Annotated in this window: 15 protein-coding genes and 2 pseudogenes; 11 read left to right on the top strand and 6 right to left on the bottom strand. The window is 69.3% G+C overall.

Going from position 1 to position 17,069, the window contains the following annotated elements; all coding sequences use genetic code 11:
- The first annotated feature begins 248 nt into the window (after positions 1 to 248).
- Positions 249 to 1,004 carry a L,D-transpeptidase gene (locus AC2VNT_RS00560; protein ID WP_486945006.1) on the top strand — a complete coding sequence of 252 codons (756 nt, stop codon included), beginning with the start codon at positions 249 to 251 and terminating at the stop codon, positions 1,002 to 1,004.
- Positions 1,005 to 1,042: 38 nt separating this feature from the next.
- Here the strand turns inward: AC2VNT_RS00560 and AC2VNT_RS00565 are convergent, their stop codons facing one another.
- From AC2VNT_RS00565 to AC2VNT_RS00580, 4 genes are all read right to left on the bottom strand, one after another.
- On the bottom strand, positions 1,043 to 1,216 hold the full coding sequence (locus AC2VNT_RS00565) for a hypothetical protein (protein ID WP_486945007.1): 174 nt from the start codon (positions 1,214 to 1,216) through the stop codon (positions 1,043 to 1,045).
- A gap of 503 nt (positions 1,217 to 1,719) precedes the next feature.
- Positions 1,720 to 5,283: a carboxylic acid reductase gene (gene car, locus AC2VNT_RS00570; RefSeq protein WP_486945008.1), complete on the bottom strand. Its 3,564-nt coding sequence runs from the start codon at positions 5,281 to 5,283 to the stop codon at positions 1,720 to 1,722.
- Between the two features lie 126 nt (positions 5,284 to 5,409).
- Positions 5,410 to 7,431, bottom strand: a complete 2,022-nt coding sequence (locus tag AC2VNT_RS00575) for an acyltransferase family protein (RefSeq protein WP_486945020.1) — start codon at positions 7,429 to 7,431, stop codon at positions 5,410 to 5,412.
- A gap of 220 nt (positions 7,432 to 7,651) precedes the next feature.
- On the bottom strand, positions 7,652 to 8,500 hold the full coding sequence (locus AC2VNT_RS00580) for a rhomboid family intramembrane serine protease (protein WP_486945009.1): 849 nt from the start codon (positions 8,498 to 8,500) through the stop codon (positions 7,652 to 7,654).
- A gap of 430 nt (positions 8,501 to 8,930) precedes the next feature.
- Here AC2VNT_RS00580 and AC2VNT_RS00585 point away from each other — a divergent pair.
- The 5 genes and pseudogenes from AC2VNT_RS00585 to AC2VNT_RS00605 all read left to right on the top strand — a co-directional run.
- Positions 8,931 to 9,176 (top strand): annotated as a pseudogene (locus AC2VNT_RS00585) (type II toxin-antitoxin system TacA family antitoxin); the annotation flags it as partial.
- 30 nt (positions 9,177 to 9,206) lie between these two features.
- Positions 9,207 to 9,534: pseudogene (locus AC2VNT_RS00590) on the top strand (GNAT family N-acetyltransferase); the annotation flags it as partial.
- 324 nt (positions 9,535 to 9,858) lie between these two features.
- Positions 9,859 to 10,506: a class I SAM-dependent methyltransferase gene (locus tag AC2VNT_RS00595; protein ID WP_486945010.1), complete on the top strand. Its 648-nt coding sequence runs from the start codon at positions 9,859 to 9,861 to the stop codon at positions 10,504 to 10,506.
- An 11-nt stretch (positions 10,507 to 10,517) separates the two neighbouring features.
- Complete coding sequence (locus tag AC2VNT_RS00600; protein ID WP_486945011.1) at positions 10,518 to 10,976, top strand: Rv1352/Rv1906c domain-containing protein; 459 nt, start codon at positions 10,518 to 10,520, stop codon at positions 10,974 to 10,976.
- Between the two features lie 92 nt (positions 10,977 to 11,068).
- A complete protein-coding gene (locus tag AC2VNT_RS00605; protein WP_486945012.1) occupies positions 11,069 to 11,491 on the top strand; it encodes an Hsp20/alpha crystallin family protein in 423 nt (140 codons plus the stop codon).
- A gap of 16 nt (positions 11,492 to 11,507) precedes the next feature.
- Here the strand turns inward: AC2VNT_RS00605 and AC2VNT_RS00610 are convergent, their stop codons facing one another.
- Both AC2VNT_RS00610 and AC2VNT_RS00615 read right to left on the bottom strand, forming a co-directional pair.
- Positions 11,508 to 12,125: a hypothetical protein gene (locus AC2VNT_RS00610; protein WP_486945013.1), complete on the bottom strand. Its 618-nt coding sequence runs from the start codon at positions 12,123 to 12,125 to the stop codon at positions 11,508 to 11,510.
- 162 nt (positions 12,126 to 12,287) lie between these two features.
- A complete protein-coding gene (locus AC2VNT_RS00615) occupies positions 12,288 to 13,280 on the bottom strand; it encodes an alpha/beta hydrolase (protein WP_486945014.1) in 993 nt (330 codons plus the stop codon).
- Between the two features lie 91 nt (positions 13,281 to 13,371).
- Here AC2VNT_RS00615 and AC2VNT_RS00620 point away from each other — a divergent pair, with 91 nt between their 5' ends.
- From AC2VNT_RS00620 to AC2VNT_RS00640, 5 genes are all read left to right on the top strand, one after another.
- Positions 13,372 to 14,016: a TetR/AcrR family transcriptional regulator gene (locus tag AC2VNT_RS00620; protein WP_486945015.1), complete on the top strand. Its 645-nt coding sequence runs from the start codon at positions 13,372 to 13,374 to the stop codon at positions 14,014 to 14,016.
- Positions 14,017 to 14,025: 9 nt separating this feature from the next.
- On the top strand, positions 14,026 to 14,802 hold the full coding sequence (locus AC2VNT_RS00625; RefSeq protein WP_486945016.1) for an SDR family NAD(P)-dependent oxidoreductase: 777 nt from the start codon (positions 14,026 to 14,028) through the stop codon (positions 14,800 to 14,802).
- Between the two features lie 111 nt (positions 14,803 to 14,913).
- A complete protein-coding gene (locus AC2VNT_RS00630; RefSeq protein ID WP_486945017.1) occupies positions 14,914 to 15,945 on the top strand; it encodes a fused (3R)-hydroxyacyl-ACP dehydratase subunits HadA/HadB in 1,032 nt (343 codons plus the stop codon).
- Positions 15,946 to 16,103: 158 nt separating this feature from the next.
- Positions 16,104 to 16,421, top strand: coding sequence for a nucleotidyltransferase family protein (locus AC2VNT_RS00635; RefSeq protein WP_486945018.1), 318 nt, complete (start codon positions 16,104 to 16,106; stop codon positions 16,419 to 16,421).
- An 8-nt stretch (positions 16,422 to 16,429) separates the two neighbouring features.
- Positions 16,430 to 16,768 carry a HepT-like ribonuclease domain-containing protein gene (locus AC2VNT_RS00640; protein WP_486945019.1) on the top strand — a complete coding sequence of 113 codons (339 nt, stop codon included), beginning with the start codon at positions 16,430 to 16,432 and terminating at the stop codon, positions 16,766 to 16,768.
- Positions 16,769 to 17,069 lie beyond the last annotated feature (301 nt).

Genomic DNA, 17,069 nt, shown 5'->3' on the forward strand with positions numbered 1-17,069 from the left:
CGGGAGCGCGCACTCCGGCCGCTGCTGCACTGGGGTGCGGTGGTCGTGGTGATCGTCGCGGCGGTGTGGACGATGTACATGATCCACCGGATCGGCGAGTCGGGCGCCCGGGCGGTCTGGGGCTGGCAGTTCGCTTCGACCAGTCAGTGACCGCCCGCCGCCACCCCACCGCCGGAGTGGCGGCCGGTTCGGCGGAATCCCACTAGAATGGGGCGTCAATGTCCGAACCATTCGGGAGCAGAGGCCTCATGCATCGTGCGATTCGCGGCGTTCTCGCACTTGCGGGGAGCTTTGCGATGCTGGTGGCGCTGTCCAGCGGTGTCAGCCGGGCGGCCGAGACATCGTCGGCCACCACGAACGGGGCGGTGAAAATCGAGCCCGCGCCCGGTTCGGTGGTGGGCGTCGCATACCCGATCACCGTGACGTTTGCCACGTCGGTCGTTGACCGGTCCGGTGCCGAGCGGGCAATCCGCATCACCTCACCGAGCAAGCTCGCCGGTCATTTCAGCTGGACCGACGACCGGACCGTGCAGTGGATTCCGGACACGTACTGGGAGCCGCACAGCACCATCCGGGTGGACGTGCACGGGCTGACGACCGGCTTCGAAACCGGGGACGCGGTGGTGGCCGTCGCCGACATCTCGGACCACACTTTCACGGTCAGCGTCAATGGCGACGTCCTGCGGGTGATGGCGGCGTCGATGGGCAAGCCCAAGCGGCCTACGCCGATCGGCTCGTTCACCGCACTGACCAAGGAGCGGACCATCAAGTTCGATTCGCGCACCATCGGCATTCCGCTCAACGACCCGGAGGGCTACCTGCTCGACGGGCAGTACGCGGTTCGGGTGACCTGGAGCGGTGTCTACGTGCACTCGGCGCCGTGGTCGGTGGGATCGCAGGGCTATGCGAATGTCAGCCACGGCTGCATCAACCTCAGCCCCGACAACGCCGAGTGGTACTTCAACTCAGTGCATCTCGGCGACCCGATCATCGTGCAGGCATAGCCCGTTTCCACCGAGCCAGAGTCACCGCGGCCAGCTGGTTAGCCGCCGAGCAGTCCGACCCCCATCAGGGACACGTAGCGCTCCCGCCGCTGCTGCGGGGTCAGACCACCGGAACGGCGGCGCCGGCCGAGGCGGCCGGCCAGCCCCCAGCCGGCCTCCCACATCGCCACGCCGGAGGTCGCTGGAATACGCTGGGTGAGTACAAATGCCATGATCTTCTCCTGCCGAGAGAGGAACCGGAACGGCGCAGAACTTCCGGCTCGCCGAACCGCGAGGTTCAGGCGGCAGCAGGCAGGCCGAGACCGGTCGAGGACGAAACCGATGAATGCGGATACGGACTATCACTGGGACTCATCTCGCCCTCACCTCCTCTCGGCCGGGACACCCACGGGTGTCGACACATTCCCGTCCATGGTGGCATCGAACTCCCGGACCGTCAAACGCACACGGCGGGAACCGGCATTGCGGCGATGAGCCCGGCGGGCTCGGCCCGCAACCGGGTGACTCCGATCGGCGACATCATCGCCGTCGCCGGCCGCGGCGCCTGGATGGGAAACCGCGGCCGGTTGCACGGGCGCAAACCCACAGGGGCACAGGATCGTTCGCCATGCCGCTGGCCAATGCGATGGACGCCCAACTGCACCGGGAGCGCACCGCCGTGCTGCGGGCGGGTTATCCGGTGCAGATCGACGCTGCTGCCCGTTAGCGTTAGCGGTCAGAGCAGGCCCAGCAGCTGCAGATCGGTGACGTACTTGACGATCACCGCTGGCGTGATGTGCGGGATGTCGTTCGCCGGACCGATTTTGGCTTCCTGTACTGCGGCCCGGAACCGATCGGTCGGCGCGATCGACCCGCAGATCGGCGGCTGCGGCTTCTGGTAGTTGTGCAGCAGCGGCAGCAGCGATGCCTGGCGCTGTCGCTCCGGCAGGGCTCGCAGGGTGGTCTCCAACCGCTGCAGCCACTCGCCGTAATCGGCGATCCGCCGGATCGGGTAGCCGGCGTCGATCAGCCAGTCGACGAACTCGTCCATTCCCAGGCCGTCGTCGTACGGGTTCATCACGTGGTAGGTGGCGAAGCCGGTGCCGTGGCCCGCGCATCCAGCCGCCAACGTGGTCGCCGCCTCGGCGATGAACTCCACCGGAAGGCCGTCGTAGTGCGCGCGCTGCCGGTTGCCCTCGGTGTCCAGCTCGTAGAACGACCCGGGTGCGACGCCGGTTGCCACCAGGGAGAGCATCATCCGGGTGAACATGTCCGGCAGGTTGAGCTGGCCGACATAGCTGGTGTCGGCCAGGATCATGTCGCAGCGGAACACCGCGACCGGCAGCCCGCACAGGTCGTTGGCCTCGCGCAGCAGCACCTCGCCGGCCCACTTGCTGTTGCCGTAGCCGTTGGCGTAGCCGTCGTTGATGGCCCGGATCGGGCTCATCACCCGGACGTCGGCGGTCTCGGTGAATTCGCCGGGCGGAATCTGGTCGCCGACCCCGATGGTGGAGAAGTAGGTGAACGGCTTGATCTTGCCGGTGAGCGCGAGCCGGATCAGCTCGGCGGTGCCGACGGCGTTGGGGCCGAACAGCTCGCTGTACGGCAGCACGTGGTTGACCAGCGCCGCCGGGTCGACGATCACGTCGACCGTCTCCGCCAAGCGCTGCCAGACCTGGGGGTCCAGGCCGAGATTCGGCTCACCCTTGTCACCGGCGAGCACCTCCAGCTGCGCCGCGGCCAGTTCGGTGTAGCGGGCCAGCAGCGTGGGGTCGCCGCTGTCGAAGGTGGCGTCGAGCCGGGCCCGCGCGTCGGCGTCGGTCTTGGCCCGAACCAGGCAGACCAGCTTCCCGCCGATCGGGGCCAGCCGCTCCAGCCACCGCAGCGCCAGGTAGCGGCCGAGGAAGCCGGTCGCGCCGGTCAGCAGCACGGTACGCACCGTGCCGGATGGCACCGGCACCGTCGGCGCGGCCGCCAGGGTCGTCGCGTCCAGGAACTTGTCCAGGGTGAGGTCGGCGGCGGCCACCTCGAGAGCTTTTCCTGGTTCGGGACGTCCGTGCACCGAGGCGAACGTCGGCCGTTTCGAGCCCCGCCGCTCGGCGTCGATGTACCCGGCGATCGCCTGCAGGTCGTTGGCCGGGCTGACGATCACCCCGACCGGCACGTCGACGTCGAAGATGTCACGCAGCAGGTTGCCGAACGTCAACGCCGACAACGAGTCTCCGCCGAGGTCGGTGAAGTGTGCGTCGGGTGTCAGGTCACCGGCCGCCGCCCCCAGCAGCGCGGCCGCGGCGCGGCCGACCGTCTCCAGCACCGGCCGCTCGGCGCCGTGCGCGCGCAGCTCGGCGAGCTCGCCGGCCTGGCCGTCGGCCAGCTCGGTGTAGAGCTGCTCCAGCCGCTCGCCGTACTGCGCCTTCAGCTTCGGCCAGGCCAGCTTGCGGATCCCGGTGAGCAGGCCGTTCTCCAGGCTGAACGGGGTGGTCTCGACCAGGAAGTCGCGCGGCACCTCGTAGGACTGCAAGCCGGCCGTCTTGGCCACCTGCTGCAGCGACTCGGCGATCATCGGCTTGACGTCGTCGACGCCGTGCTGGGCCAACGCCTGCGGGGTCGGCACCACCACCGCCAACAGGTACGGCTGGGCGCTGTTGCCGTAGACATAGATCTGCCGCACCAGCGGGCTGTTGCCGAACTCCGCCTCCAGCTTCGCCATGGTGACGAATTCGCCCTGGGCCAGCTTGAGCACGTTGTTGCGCCGGTCGACGTACTCCAGCCGGTCGGGTGCCAGCTCGGCGACCACGTCACCGGTGCGGTAGTAGCCGTCGGCGTCGAACACCTCGGCGGTGACCTGCGGCCGCCGGTAGTAGCCGGGGAACAGGTTCTCGGTCTTAACCAGCAGCTCGCCGCGGGGATGCGGCTGGTCGGTATGGAAGTAGCCGAGCTCCGGGACGTCCACCAGCTTGTAGTCGAGCACCGGCGGACGCTGGATCTCTCCGTCGAACAGCACCATGCCCGCCTCGGTGGAGCCGTATCCGTTCAGCACGTGGATCTGGACCAGCGTCTCGACCCAGGCTTTGAGTTCGACCGAGATCGGCGCCGAGCCGGTCATCGCGAAGACCGCCCGCCCGCCGAGCAGATCGCGACGCAGCCGGTGCAGAACCTGGGCTTCAATCTCGGCGGCACCCTGCGGGGTGCCGTCGGCGTCGGCGAGCGCCGCACCCAGCTCGCTCTGGAAGTGCTGGAACAGCATCTCCCAGATCCGCGGCACGAAGTTCAGCTCGGTGGGCCGGACCAGCGCCAGATCCTCCAGGAAGGTGGACAGGTCGCTGCGGGCGGCGAAGTAGGCGGTGCCGCCGTTGCCGAGCGTGCCGTAGAGGATGCCCCGGCCCATGATGTGGCTCATCGGCATGAAGTTCAGGCTGATCGACGCCGCACTCGGCCCGAACCAGTGTTTGGCGGAGCGCTGCCACATCCGGGCGACGTTGCGCTGTGGGTACATGGCACCCTTCGGCGCCCCGGTACTGCCCGAGGTGTAGACCAGCAGCGCCAACTCGTTCTCGTCGGCGGTCACCTCGGACACCGCTGCGGCCGCGCCGCGCTGCAGCGCGTCGACCAGCGTCTCGACGAGCACCGGGATGTCGGCCAGCCGGATCCGGGCGGCGGCGACCGCGTCCCGTTCGTCGTCGACCTCGGGCCGGTAGTCGAAGACGATCAGCCGGGCCGGCCGGTGTCCGTCCCGGATCAGCTCGACGGCGGTGGCGAGTTGGGCGACGCTGGCGGCGACCACCCGGGGCTCGGTCTCGGCGACGATCGGCCGCAGCTGGTCGGCCGACGCACTGGTCTGCAGCGGAACCGAGACCGCGCCGACCCGGGCCAGCGCCACGTCGATGGTGGTGTAGTCGACGCTGGTGAAACCGAGGACGCAGACCCGGTCACCGGCGGCGACCTCCGCCGTCAACGCCCCGGCCAGCGCGTCCACCCGGTCGGCCAGCTGGCGGTAGGTGATGGTCTCGAAGTGCGGCAACAACTCGGCGGTGGTGCGGCCGGTGGCCGGGTCGGTGATCAGCGTCACCGCGCGTTGTCCCAGCGCCGGCCGGTCGGCATAGCCGGCCAGCACGGTCTGGATCACCTGCGCCAGCGACAGCCCCGACTGCTCGACGGCCGCGGCGACGGCCGGGTCGGGCCGCGCGGCGACGAACTGCGGGTCGTTGGCGCAGAGCTCGGCGACCCGCCGTTCCAGCCGGTCAGTGTCCGGACCGGTGGCGTCGGTGGCGTCGGTGGTGTCGGTGGTGTCGATGGACATGAGCGCAGCCTCTCGAATAGCGGAGGGAAAATCCGGTCGACGCCTGCCGTCGACGACAAAAACTACGTTAGCAAAACTAACTTTATTTCCGGGAGCCGGATCGCTGTGATTCTGCCCTCAGCCGGGTCAGCCGATCGATTCCTGCAGCCACGGCGTCAGCCAGGCGACGCCGTCCGGGGTCAGGTGCACACCGTCGCTGCGGACCGTGATGCCGTCGACTTTCGCGGTGTAGACGCCGTTCGGGCAGAGTTTCTTGTTCAGGTCCAGCAGCGACACGTTCGGCCGGCCGGCGGCGACACCGCGCAGCAGCGCGTTCCATTGGTCCACCCGGTCCGGCTGGTCCTCGGGGTAGAGCGTGCCGTCCGGCTTCTCGCCGTACCTGCTGTACGGCACCGTCGCCACCACCAGCCGCGCCGCCGTGGAACCCAGCACGTCCAGCGCCCGGCCCAGCTCCGACTTCAGGTACGCATCGAAGGTCGGGTCGCCGATGTGGGTCCACTGTCCCTCGTTGACCCGGTTCACCGTCTCCCACCGGCCGATGATCAAGACGACCGCATCCGGACGGTCGTGGTCGATCTGCCGGGCCCACCGGCCCGGCCACCCGTCGCACTCGGCGCGCTGATCCAGCGTCTTGCCCGAGTAGCTGTACGGCCCGGCTCGCACGATGCTGCAGCCGATCAGGGTGTGGTCGATGAAGTGGTAGCCGGGCGTCGTCGGCAGGTAATCCATCAACGTGCGGGCGATCGAGTCGCCGAAGACCGAGACGGTACGCGGCCGGTTCGGGTCGAGGCCGGCTGCCGGCCGCGGTGGGCGCAGAGTCACCGACGACGGGGCCACGGCCGCCGCGGCCAGTTCGGGCGGACGGGGGCCCTCGGTGGGCAGCCGCTGCCCGGCCGGAACGACCAGCACCGTCACCGCCACCGCCACGCCGGTGGCGACCGCACCCACCGGCAGCAGCGACACCCGGGCCGGTTGCCAGCGCCGGATCGGCTGTTCGATCACCCACCAGGACAGCGCGGCAACGGACACCGTCGCGGCACATCGGGCCGCGAACAGCGCCGGACCGGACCAGCCGGTGCGGCCCCCGTTGAGCACCAGGAAGATCGGCCAATGCCAGAGGTAGACGCCGTAGGAGATGGTGCCCAGCCAGACCAGTGGGGGTAGCGCCAGCACCCGGGCGACCGGTCCGCGTTGGTGCAGCGCCACCGGCGCGATCACCGCGATCGCGGCGCACGCCACCACGGTGAACAGGCCGGCCCGGAACTCCTCGGCTGCGCCACTGGCGCGATGGGCCATCGTCCCCAGCACGGCTAGGCCGGCCAGCGGCAGCAGCAGCGCGACAGCGCGGCCCCAACGGCTGCGGATCACCGACCAGCCGGACATCAACGCCGGCCAGTCGCCGACCAGCAGCGCCGCCGCCGCCGCACCGACCAGCAACGCCTGCGCCCGGGTATCGGTGCCGAAGTAGACCCGGTCCCGGGTGGCGTCGGTGGTCAGCAGGGCGGCGGCCGCCGCCGACCCGGCCGCCCCCAGCACCGCCAGCAGGAAGACGGTGAGCCGGACCCCACCCACCGTCGCGCGGTGGCCGCGGCGACGGGCCCGACCGGCCAGCGCCAGCGCGACGCCGACGATCAGCAGCGGCCAGACCAGGTAGTACTGCTCTTCCACCCCCAGCGACCAGGCGTGCTGCAGCGGCGAGGGCGTGCCGCCCTGGGTGAAGTAGTCGGTCTGCCGGGCCACGAACCGCCAGTTGGCCACCCAGAAGAACGCGGCGACGGCGTCCTCGCGCAGCTCGGCAACCGCGCTCGGTGGGAAGAGATCGTGCGCGGCGGCGACCGACAGCACCAGCAGCACCAGCGCGGGCAGCAGTCGCCGGGCGCGCCGGATCCAGAACCCGGCCAGCGCGATCCGGCCGGTGCGGTCCAGCTCGTCGATGAGCAGCGCGGTGATCAGGAACCCGCTGAGGACGAAGAACAGATCAACCCCGATGAACCCGCCCAATACACCGGCGACGCCGCCGTGGCCGGCCAGCACCAGCGCCACCGCCACCGCCCGCAGGCCGTCCAGCGCGTGGATGCCGAGCCGGCGCCGTTCCCGTCGGGTCCGGTCCGCGGTGCTGAAGGTGGCAAGTCGCGCCGCTCGCGACACCGGGGCGACCCAGCGGGACCGGCCGCCGGTGCGCACCGGGCCTTGGCTGCCGCGATCGGGCCGGTTTCTCGTCCGTACTCCGCGCCGACCAGCCGGCCGGTCGCCGCTGCGGTTGCCGCCGATGGGTCGATCCTCTCGCTGGTGGACCACGGCCAGCTTAAGGGCGACCCGGTGCCTGCACCGGGAGGACACGGCGCGGAACGGCGGAAATCGGCTCCGGTCAGCTCAGGCCCGGCTGCGGCGCCAACTCGGCGGTCCGCCACCAGATCAGCGCGGCGTACAGCACCAGCAGCGCCAGGGTTGCGGCGGCCTGCAGCAGGGTGCGGCGCTCGCGCGGGGCGTAGACGTACGCCGCGGCGGTGGCCGCGCCGGCGAGCAGCCCGCCGACGTGCCCCTGCCAGCTGATCTGCGGCACGCTGAAGGTGAAGACCAGGTTGATGGCGATGACCGCGACGACCGACCGGCTGTCCAGCCGCAGCCGTTTAGCCACCACGAAGGTGGCGCCGAACAGGCCGAACACCGCCCCGGACGCGCCGGCGGTGGCGGTGTTCAGCGGGGCCAGCAAGTACACCGCCACCGCGCCGCCCAGCGCGCTCAGCGTGTAGAGCGCGCCGAATCGCCATCGGCCCAGCAGCGACTCCAACGCCGGACCGACCACGTACAGCGCCCACATGTTGACCAGCAGGTGCAGCGGCCCGTAGTGCAGGAACGCCGACGTCAGCAACCGGTACAGCTCGCCGCCGGCGACCGCCGGCGACCAGAGCACGAACCGCTCCTGAAGCCCGCCGGGCCGGTCCGCCGGCAACGCCAGCACGTTCAGCGCGATCAACGCGTAGCTGACCAGCGGGGCGGCTCCGCTCGGGGTCAGGTGTGCCCGGCGCGTCGGCCGGATCGACTTGGCCCCGGCCCGCACGCAGTCCAGGCACTGCTGGCCGACGGCGGCGCTGCGCATGCAGTCCGGGCAGATCGGCCGGTCGCAGCGAGTGCAGCGCAGATAGGTGGTGCGGTCAGGGTGGCGGTAACAGGTCGGCGCCGCCGCCGCAAAGTCCCGCGCGCTCGGGTTGCTCATCGTGCTGACAGCTTAGGGACCGCCCGGCTGGGCGGGGACCGGGGTGCCCAACACCGAACGGGGCCGTCACGCAGGTTCTGGCCGGTCGGCAGCCGTCGACCGACTGCGCGCCGCCATGTCGGGTCCGGTGTGCGAGGCTGACCGCGATTCACCGGGTGCTGGAACGGAAAATGAGCGTCGACACCCCGATCGGGGCGGCGTTCCGGCTGGCCATCCCATACGTGCCGATCGGCCTGGGGCTGACCCTCGTCCGATTTGAGGATCGGCGACCTGGACTTTCTCACCGTCGTGTCGCTCGATGGTTCTCACTAAGGTGTCTGAATCGCTCTAACGAGAACGCGGCCCTCTGGCAGCTGGCCGCCGCAGACTCCTACCGCTGCGAGCTCGCAGTTGGCTTGTACGCCTTCTAGGCACACAATGAGTGGCATGCGCTGTGCGACTGACAGAGGAGCAGGACGCGCTGATTCGTCGTGCCGCCGAGGTGGAGGGCACTGACCTGACCAATTTCACGGTCACCGCGACATTGGCGCATGCCCGCGACGTGCTGGCCGATCGCCGACTGATTGTGCTCGATGACGCGGCAAGGACCGAATTTATGGCCGTGGTGGACCGGCCGGTGTCGCACAAGCCACGGCTGGAGAAGCTACTCAACGAGCAGTCGGTTTTTCGACGCTGAGGTGTAACCGGCTACTGCGCACCCCGCCCGATCCGCGAGGATGACGATGTCGTCGTGTTCGACAGCGGCGCGCGCAGCTTGGACGAGTACCTCCGCACTCGGGCCGGCCCTGGCTAACCATGTGAAGGGCGCGTCACGGTCTTTCGCGACGTGCCGCGACGGCCGTGTGGTCGGCTACTATGCACTGGCGCCGGCCTCGGTCGAGCGCAGCGCTGCACCGGGGCGGGTGCGCCGCAACATGCCCGACCCGGTACCGGTCATCTTGTTGTCCCGGTTTGCGATCGACCGCAGAGAGCAGGGTAAGGGCTTGGGCAGGCACCTGTTGCGGGATGCGATTATCCGCACCGTGGCCGCAGCACCGACAGCAGCGACGTGTCGACCGCCGCACCACACACCGCCCCGGCGGCGTTACGCCTCTGATCTGTCCGACACCGCCTGGGCGCGCATCTGCCGATTCGTCCTGCCCGACCATCCCCGGGGCGGGCGGCCCGGCCGGTGGGCGGAATACCTCAACGCCATCCTGTACGAGCTACGCACCGGCTGCGCCCGGCGGCACCGCCTCGACCGCCACCACGAAGCCACCCCGACCGCACATGAAGGATTCCTCATCCTCAGCCAGATCGCCTTACTGCTGCGACGACTCCACCGCAGCCAGTTGTTCGCCACGCTTTAGAGTGAGCCGATGACATCGGTACCGCACCGGAAGCTCAACACCGCCGTCACCCGGTTCTGGAGCTGGGCCGCGCCGGCATACAACCTGAGTTACCTGCAGCGCTGGGTGTACCGGCCGGCGCACGACGAGATACTCGATCAGCTGAGGGCGCAACGCTGTAGCCGGGTCGCCGATATCGCCTGCGGCACCGGCATTCTCGCCGACCGGATCGCGCGCGAGCTGCGACCGGAGGCGGTCTACGGCGTCGACATGTCCGAGGGCATGCTCAACCAGGCGCGGGAGCGCTCGGCGGCGGTGCAGTGGCTGACCGGGCCGGCCGAACGACTGCCGTTCGACGACGACAGCCTGGACGCCGTGGTCACCACCTCGGCGTTTCACTTCTTCGATCAACCGGCGGCGCTGCGCGAGTTCCACCGGGTGCTGGTCCCGGGTGGCTTGGCGGCGGTGACGACGGTCAGTCCGCGGCACCGGGTGCCGCTGGACCGGCTGTGGGGCATCGACTGGAAGCCCGCGCACCTACCCAAGCCGGAGGAGATACGCGGACTCTTCGAGGATGCCGGGTTCACGCTCGGCGAGCAGCACCGGGTTCGCCGGCCGGCCTGGATTCGGGTCGTCTCCGACCTGCTCACCGTGGGCGTCAAACCGAAAGCCGACTAAACTCGGCGGTCATGTGGTCCCGGTTGGCAGCAGCGGTGCTGGTCGCCGGCTACTGCGCGGCCGCCGAACCGGTGTGGGCCGATCCCCCGCCGGCACCCAGCCCCGCCCCGACGTCGGGTCCACCGGCGGCACCCCGGACGGTGATCGACGCCGACGGCAGCTACGCGGTCGGCACCGACATCGAGCCCGGGACGTATCGCACCGACGGCCCGGTCGCCGGCCAGGCGTGCTACTGGAAACGGGTCAAAGACGGCGAGATGGTCGACAATGCGCTGACCAAGAAGCCGCAGATCGTGCAGATCGAGCCGACCGACACGACATTCAAGACCGATCGCTGCCAGCCGTGGCAGAAGACCGAGTGCCCACCGGACTGCGCGACGGCGCCGCCGCGACCGGCCACCCTGCCGGGCCAGCTGAAGGACCTGCTCGACCACCCGCCGCAGCCGCCGACGGCCACCGGGGGCGGCTAGCGCGGTCGCTCCTTGCGTCCACATATCGGTGGTGGTACCACGAAGGTGTACCCGCAGACAGAAGTCGCCTGCGAGAAACTCGGAGGTGCAAAATGGTGCTCATTCGTACCGACCCGTTCCGTGAACTGGATCGCTTCACCCAGCAGGTGTTCGGAACACCGGCCCGCCCGGCCGTCATGCCAATGGACGCGTGGCGGGACGGTGACCGCTTCATGGTCGAATTCGACCTGCCGGGGGTGGAAGCCGACTCGCTCGGCTTGGACGTCGAAGACAACGTGCTCACCGTGCGCGCGGAGCGGCCCGACGTGGACCAGAGCCGGGAGATGGTGACCGCCGAGCGACCGCGCGGGGTGTTCAGCCGGCAGCTCTTCCTGGGCGACAACCTGGACACCGCAAAGATCTCGGCCGACTACCACGACGGCGTATTGCGGCTGACCATCCCGGTGGCCGAGAAGGCCAAACCACGCCGGATCGAGATCGTCCACAACGGCAACAAGAAGGCGATCAAGTCCTGATGCCGACGCGCCCCGATCAGGCGGCGCAGGAGGTGAGCCGCGGCGGGGAGAAGGTGACCGAGCCGACACCGCCCAGAACCAGCCCGTTCTCGGCGAGCGTCATCGCGGTCACATACGAGCAGGTCTGCACCTCGGCCAGGCCGTTCAGGTAGACCACGTCGAAGGTGTAGGCGAAGGCACGGACCAGCTGGCCGGCGGTCCATGGCACGTCCAGCACGAAGCCGAGCGACGACGCGGAGTGCGCACCGAGCCCTCGCGCACCGTGCTCACCGACCGTCGGGGTCAACGAGAACGTGCCGCCGTCACGCTTGGTGCCGGCCACGTTGCGGCTGTCGATCCGGTAGCCGGTGGCCGCCGACGGCACCAGCGGACCGGCCGAGATCCTGGTGCTGAACAAGACGGAGTAGTTGGTGCCGCCGGCCACGGCGGTGGTGCTGAAGCTGGTGGAGGTGAACTCCTCCGGCAGCTGCACGACACAGTTCTCGATCAGCTCGGTCGGCTCGGGACACTGATTCGACCCCGGCGGTGCGGCCAGCGCGGGCGGCGTGGCGAAGGCCGCGCCGAGCACCGGTGCCGACAATGCGCCACGCAGCACCATGCGCCGGGAGATAGCCGTATTCGACAGCCCTGTCACGAGGCTCATGCTACCGGCCGGCCGGTGGCTCTTCGCGGGCCGGATTCAGCCAGCCAGACGGCCGACCGGGCTTGGGATAGCTCACCCAGGCGAGTCGGCCAGCGCGGGCCCCGGGGGTCACGCACGCCACCACCGCCGGACCAGCGCACGACACGGCAGGGCTCAGCCGGCGGTGCCGGTGGCGGGTCGCTCGTCTTCGGCGAGCCGGCCGGCCAGGAAGCGGCCGCTCTGCTGCAGCGCGGCCCGCGCCTCGGGCAGCAGCCGGAACAGCGCCGGAAAGACATGGATCTGCCCGCGGATCACCCGCAGGTCGACCGGGGCGCCGGCTGCGCGTAGCCGCGCCGTTAGCACCCGGGAGTCGTCGAGCAGCATCTCGGTGCCGCCGACGTAGACCAGGCTCGGCGGGAAGCCGGTGAGGTCGGCAGCGAGCACCGCGATCCGCTCGTCGCGCGGATCGGCGTCACCGGTGTAGAGGGCGAACGCCGGCTCGATTCGCCGGGCCGGGGCGAACGCGTCGCGCCGGCGGTCGTCGCGCGCGCGGGCCAGCGACCCGGTCAGATCCAGGGCCGGCGAGTACAGCAGCACCGCCGCGGGAGATGGCAGTCCTCGGCGACGCGCGGCCAGGGTGGTGGCCACTGCCAGCTGCCCACCCGCCGAGTCGCCGGCGACCGCCACCGGGCGACCGGCTCGGGTCAGCCAGGCGTAGGCGCGCAGCGCATCGTCGGCGGCGGCCGGAAACGGGTGCCGCGGGGCCTTGCGGTAGACCACCGCGAACACCGGCCGGCCCGACGCCGCCGACAGCTCACCGATCAGGCCGCGGTGGGTCCGCGGCGAACAGGCGACGAACGCCCCGCCGTGCAGGTAGAGCAGCGCCGGGCCGTCGGGATCGACCCCCGGGGCGCAGACCCATTCGCCGCGCACCCGGCCGTCGTCGGCGGCGGTGTCCACCGGGTGTACCCGCACGCCGCGTCGCGGTGCCGCGGCCACCGCCAGAAAGCCGCGCAGGATGGCGTCCAGGCCGACGATCCCGACGACGTTGGACGGCAACACACTGGCGATCGGGCGCATCAGGCAGCGGCTCAGCGCGAAGACCCGCCGGCTGGCCGCACTCGGCGTGGGGCTCAGCGTGCCGGGTGCCGACCATGAGTGATCCATGAATACGGATGATACATATTTAGTACTATTGTTCCAATGCCTGGTGTTCGGGCCGGCGGCGGTCGGTATCGGGCAGACGAGGGGAGGCGCGATGAGCTCGTCGACCGGGTTGTTCGCCAAGGCCGTCCAACGGCTGCGCACACCGGACGCGCAGGGGACCGCGGTGCGGATTCTGGACGCCGCGCTCAAGCAGTTCGAGATCGTCGGCGTGCAGCGCTCCACCGTCGAAGACATCACCCGCCGCTCCGGGCTGGCCCGGGTGACGCTGTACCGGTACTTCCCGGGCAAGGACGCCATCGTCGAGGCGGTGCTGCTGCGCGAGCTCAGCAAGGTCCTCGCCGACCTGGTGGAAGCGGCCAACCGCTACCCGGACGTGCAGGACAAGCTGGTCGAGGGCTTCGTCTTCACGCTGAACACCGCTCGGGATCACCCGTTGCTGAACCGCTTGCTGGCCACCGAACCCGAGGCGGTGCTGCCGCTGCTCACCACCGGCGGGGCGAGCTTCGTCCAGACCGCCTCGGCGTTCCTGGCCGAACAGCTCGCCCTGGAGCTCCCCAGCGACCGGCGCACCCAGACCGAGCTACTCGAGGTGGCCGAGGTGACGGTGCGGATCATCCTGTCGCTGGTGCTCACCCCGTCGCAGTACATTGCCCTGGGCGACGACGACGCCGCCCGCGGCTTCGCCCGCCGCTGCCTGGTCCCCCCGCTGCTCGGTCTCACCGCAGCCACTACGTAATCTGTCCGCGTGGACATCAATGGAGCGAGCGCGATCGTCACCGGTGGCGCGTCAGGAATCGGTGCGGCGACTGCCCGTCAGTTGGCCGCCAAGGGTGCCAAGGTCGTCGTCGCCGACCTGCAGGCCGAGAAGGGCGAAGCGCTCGCCACGGAGATCGGCGGGGTGTTCGTCAGCGTCGACGTCACCGACACCGACCAGATCATCAATGCGGTCGACACCGCGACCAAGCTCGGCCCGCTGCGCGCCCTGGTGAACTCGGCCGGCGTCGGCTGGGCGCAGCGCACCATCGGCAAAGACGGCCAGTACGAGTCGGCGCACAAGCTGGACCTGTACAAGAAGGTGCTGGACATCAACCTGGTCGGCACCTTCGACTGCATCCGGATCGCGGCCACCGCGATGAGCCGCAACGAGCCCACCGCCACCGGCGAGCGCGGCGCGATCGTCAACATGACCAGCGTCGCGGCCTTCGACGGGCAGATCGGCCAGGCCGCCTACTCGTCGTCCAAGGGCGGTGTGGTGGGCCTGACCCTGCCGGTCGCCCGCGACCTGGCCGCGGTCGGCGTCCGGGTCAACACCGTGGCCCCCGGCCTGATCGACACCCCGATCTACGGCGAGGGTGAGGCGTCGGAGGCGTTCAAGGCCAAGCTCGGTGAGTCCGTGCTGTTTCCGCGCCGACTCGGCAAGCCCGACGAGCTCGCGTCGATGGTGATCGAGCTGATCACCAACTCCTACATGAACGCCGAGGTCGTGCGGGTCGACGGCGGCATCCGGATGCCGCCGAAGTAGCTCCGCGCTGAGCCGGATGACCCCCGTCCAAGGAGGCCATCTGCTGTGTCGGCACGTTAGGGTGCATGAGTCGGTCGCAGCGAACCGCCGACAGAATGGTTGGACACGTCCATGACCGCAGCCCCCGAGGCGTCGCTGATCGAATCCCGCATCGGCCACTACTATCAGGCGGACCGCCCCTACCTGGTCGGCCGGGAGAAGCTGCGCGAGTACGCCCGCGCGGTGCAGGACTACCACCCGGCGCACTGGGAGGTCGCCGCGGCCACCGCGCTGGGCTATTCGGACCTGGTGGCACCGCTGACGTTCACCTCGACCCCGGGGATGCTGTGCAACCGGCGGATGTTCGAGTCGGTGGTGGTCGGCTACGACACCTACGTGCAGACCGAGGAGGTCTTCGAGCAGCATCGGCCGATCGTGGCCGGGGACGAGCTGACCATCGACGTCGAGTTGACGTCGGTGCGGCGGATCGCCGGCCGCGAGATGATCACCGTCACCAACACCTTCACCGACACCGCCGGCGAGGTGGTGCACACCCTGCACACCACCGTCGTCGGTGTCACCGCCGAGGACGTCGATCCGGCGATCAAGACGGCCGTGCAGAACGCGATGATGCACGACGTCAACATCCTCGACATCGACGAAACCGGGGCAGGCTACCACAAGACGGTGCGCCCGGCGGGGGAGATCCGGATCGCCACCGGGGGCGCGACCCGCACGCCCGGGACGCCGGCCTTCGAGGACGTGCGGGTCGGTGACGAGCTGGCGGTGCAGCACGCCCGGCTCTCCCGCGGCGACCTGGTGAACTACGCCGGGGTGGCCGGCGACGCCAACCCGATTCACTGGGACGAGGAGATCGCCAAGCTGGCCGGGCTGCCCGACGTGATCGCGCACGGCATGCTCACCATGGGGCTGGGTGCCGGCTTCGCCTCGGCCTGGTCCGGCGACCCTGGTGCGGTGACCCGTTATGCGGTGCGGCTTTCGGCGCCGGCGATCGTGTCGGCCAAGGAGGGCGCCGACATCGAGTTCAGCGGAAAGGTCAAGTCGCTGGACCCGGAGACCCGCAGCGGGGTAGTCATCGTCGCGGCGAAGTCCGACGGCAAGAAGATCTTCGGCCTGGCGACGCTGAACGTGCGGTTCCGCTGAGCTGGGGGCCTCGACTGCTCGCTCGAATCGCCGCATTGAGCGACGTGGCGATGATGCGAAAGCAGCGCCGAACACCGAAATTGTCTGGGCGCTTCGGTTTCGCGCAACGATGTCGCCGCTACGTTCCCACACACCGACCCGCCCGGTAGAATCGGGACGTGACCAGCACGTACAGCAGGCGAGCGCTCGAGCGCCTGCGTGAGCACCGTGAAGAAATTGGCGATGTGCTCGCCCGGTACGGCGCCAGCAACCCACGGCTATTCGGATCGGTAGCCCAAGGCACAGCTGGGCCCGACAGCGACGTCGACATCCTGCTGGACATCTCCGAAGTGGGGTCAGGTAGCCGGCTGTCGCGACTGTCCGGCATTCGCCTCGAACTGGAGCAATTACTTCAGATGCCCGTCGACGTCGCCTATGACGGCCTGCTCAAACACGACGTATCCGGGTCGGCACGCCGGCAGCTCATCGCCTTGTGAGCAGATCAGTGCGGGACCGCTTGACTGACATTCAGACAGCGATCGCCAAGGTTTTCGATTACCAGCCTTCCCTGAAGGGCCAGTATGCCGACATGGCGGTATCCGCGATACTCCGCGAGATCGGCATCATCGGAGAAGCGGTGAACGCTCTGCCAGAAGACATCACCGTCAAACGGCCGGAGATCGCCTGGCGCCAGATCGCCGGGATGCGGAACTTCCTCGTTCATGAATACTTCAACATCGCCCAAGCCGTTGTGGAGGACGTCATCACAAACGATCTCCATTCATTGAACACCGCGGTGATCGCACTGCTTCACATCACCGAAAGAGACCGCCAGAACGACTAGCTAGAGGGACCCTTGGTAGGCGGTTGCCAAACGATTTTGCCAAGCTGGACCGATATGCGTGAGTCACACGCTTCAACAGCTTGGGGAATCCGCCAAGGCTGCACCACCATTCGTGAGATTCCGCCACCGTTCGTGAGAACCTACAGTACACCGTACATCTTGTAGGGTCTCACGCCGCGTCTCATGTGTCGTCAATCTGACCTGCAGCGATGCCAGCTGTCTGTCCGGAAAATCCCCAGGGTGAGTGGGCAGGCGACAGCTACCCGGCGGAGCTTGCGTAGCCGGGTGTCTTTGGCCGCGT

The sequence above is a fragment of the Mycobacterium sp. TH-M15 genome (assembly GCF_057473705.1).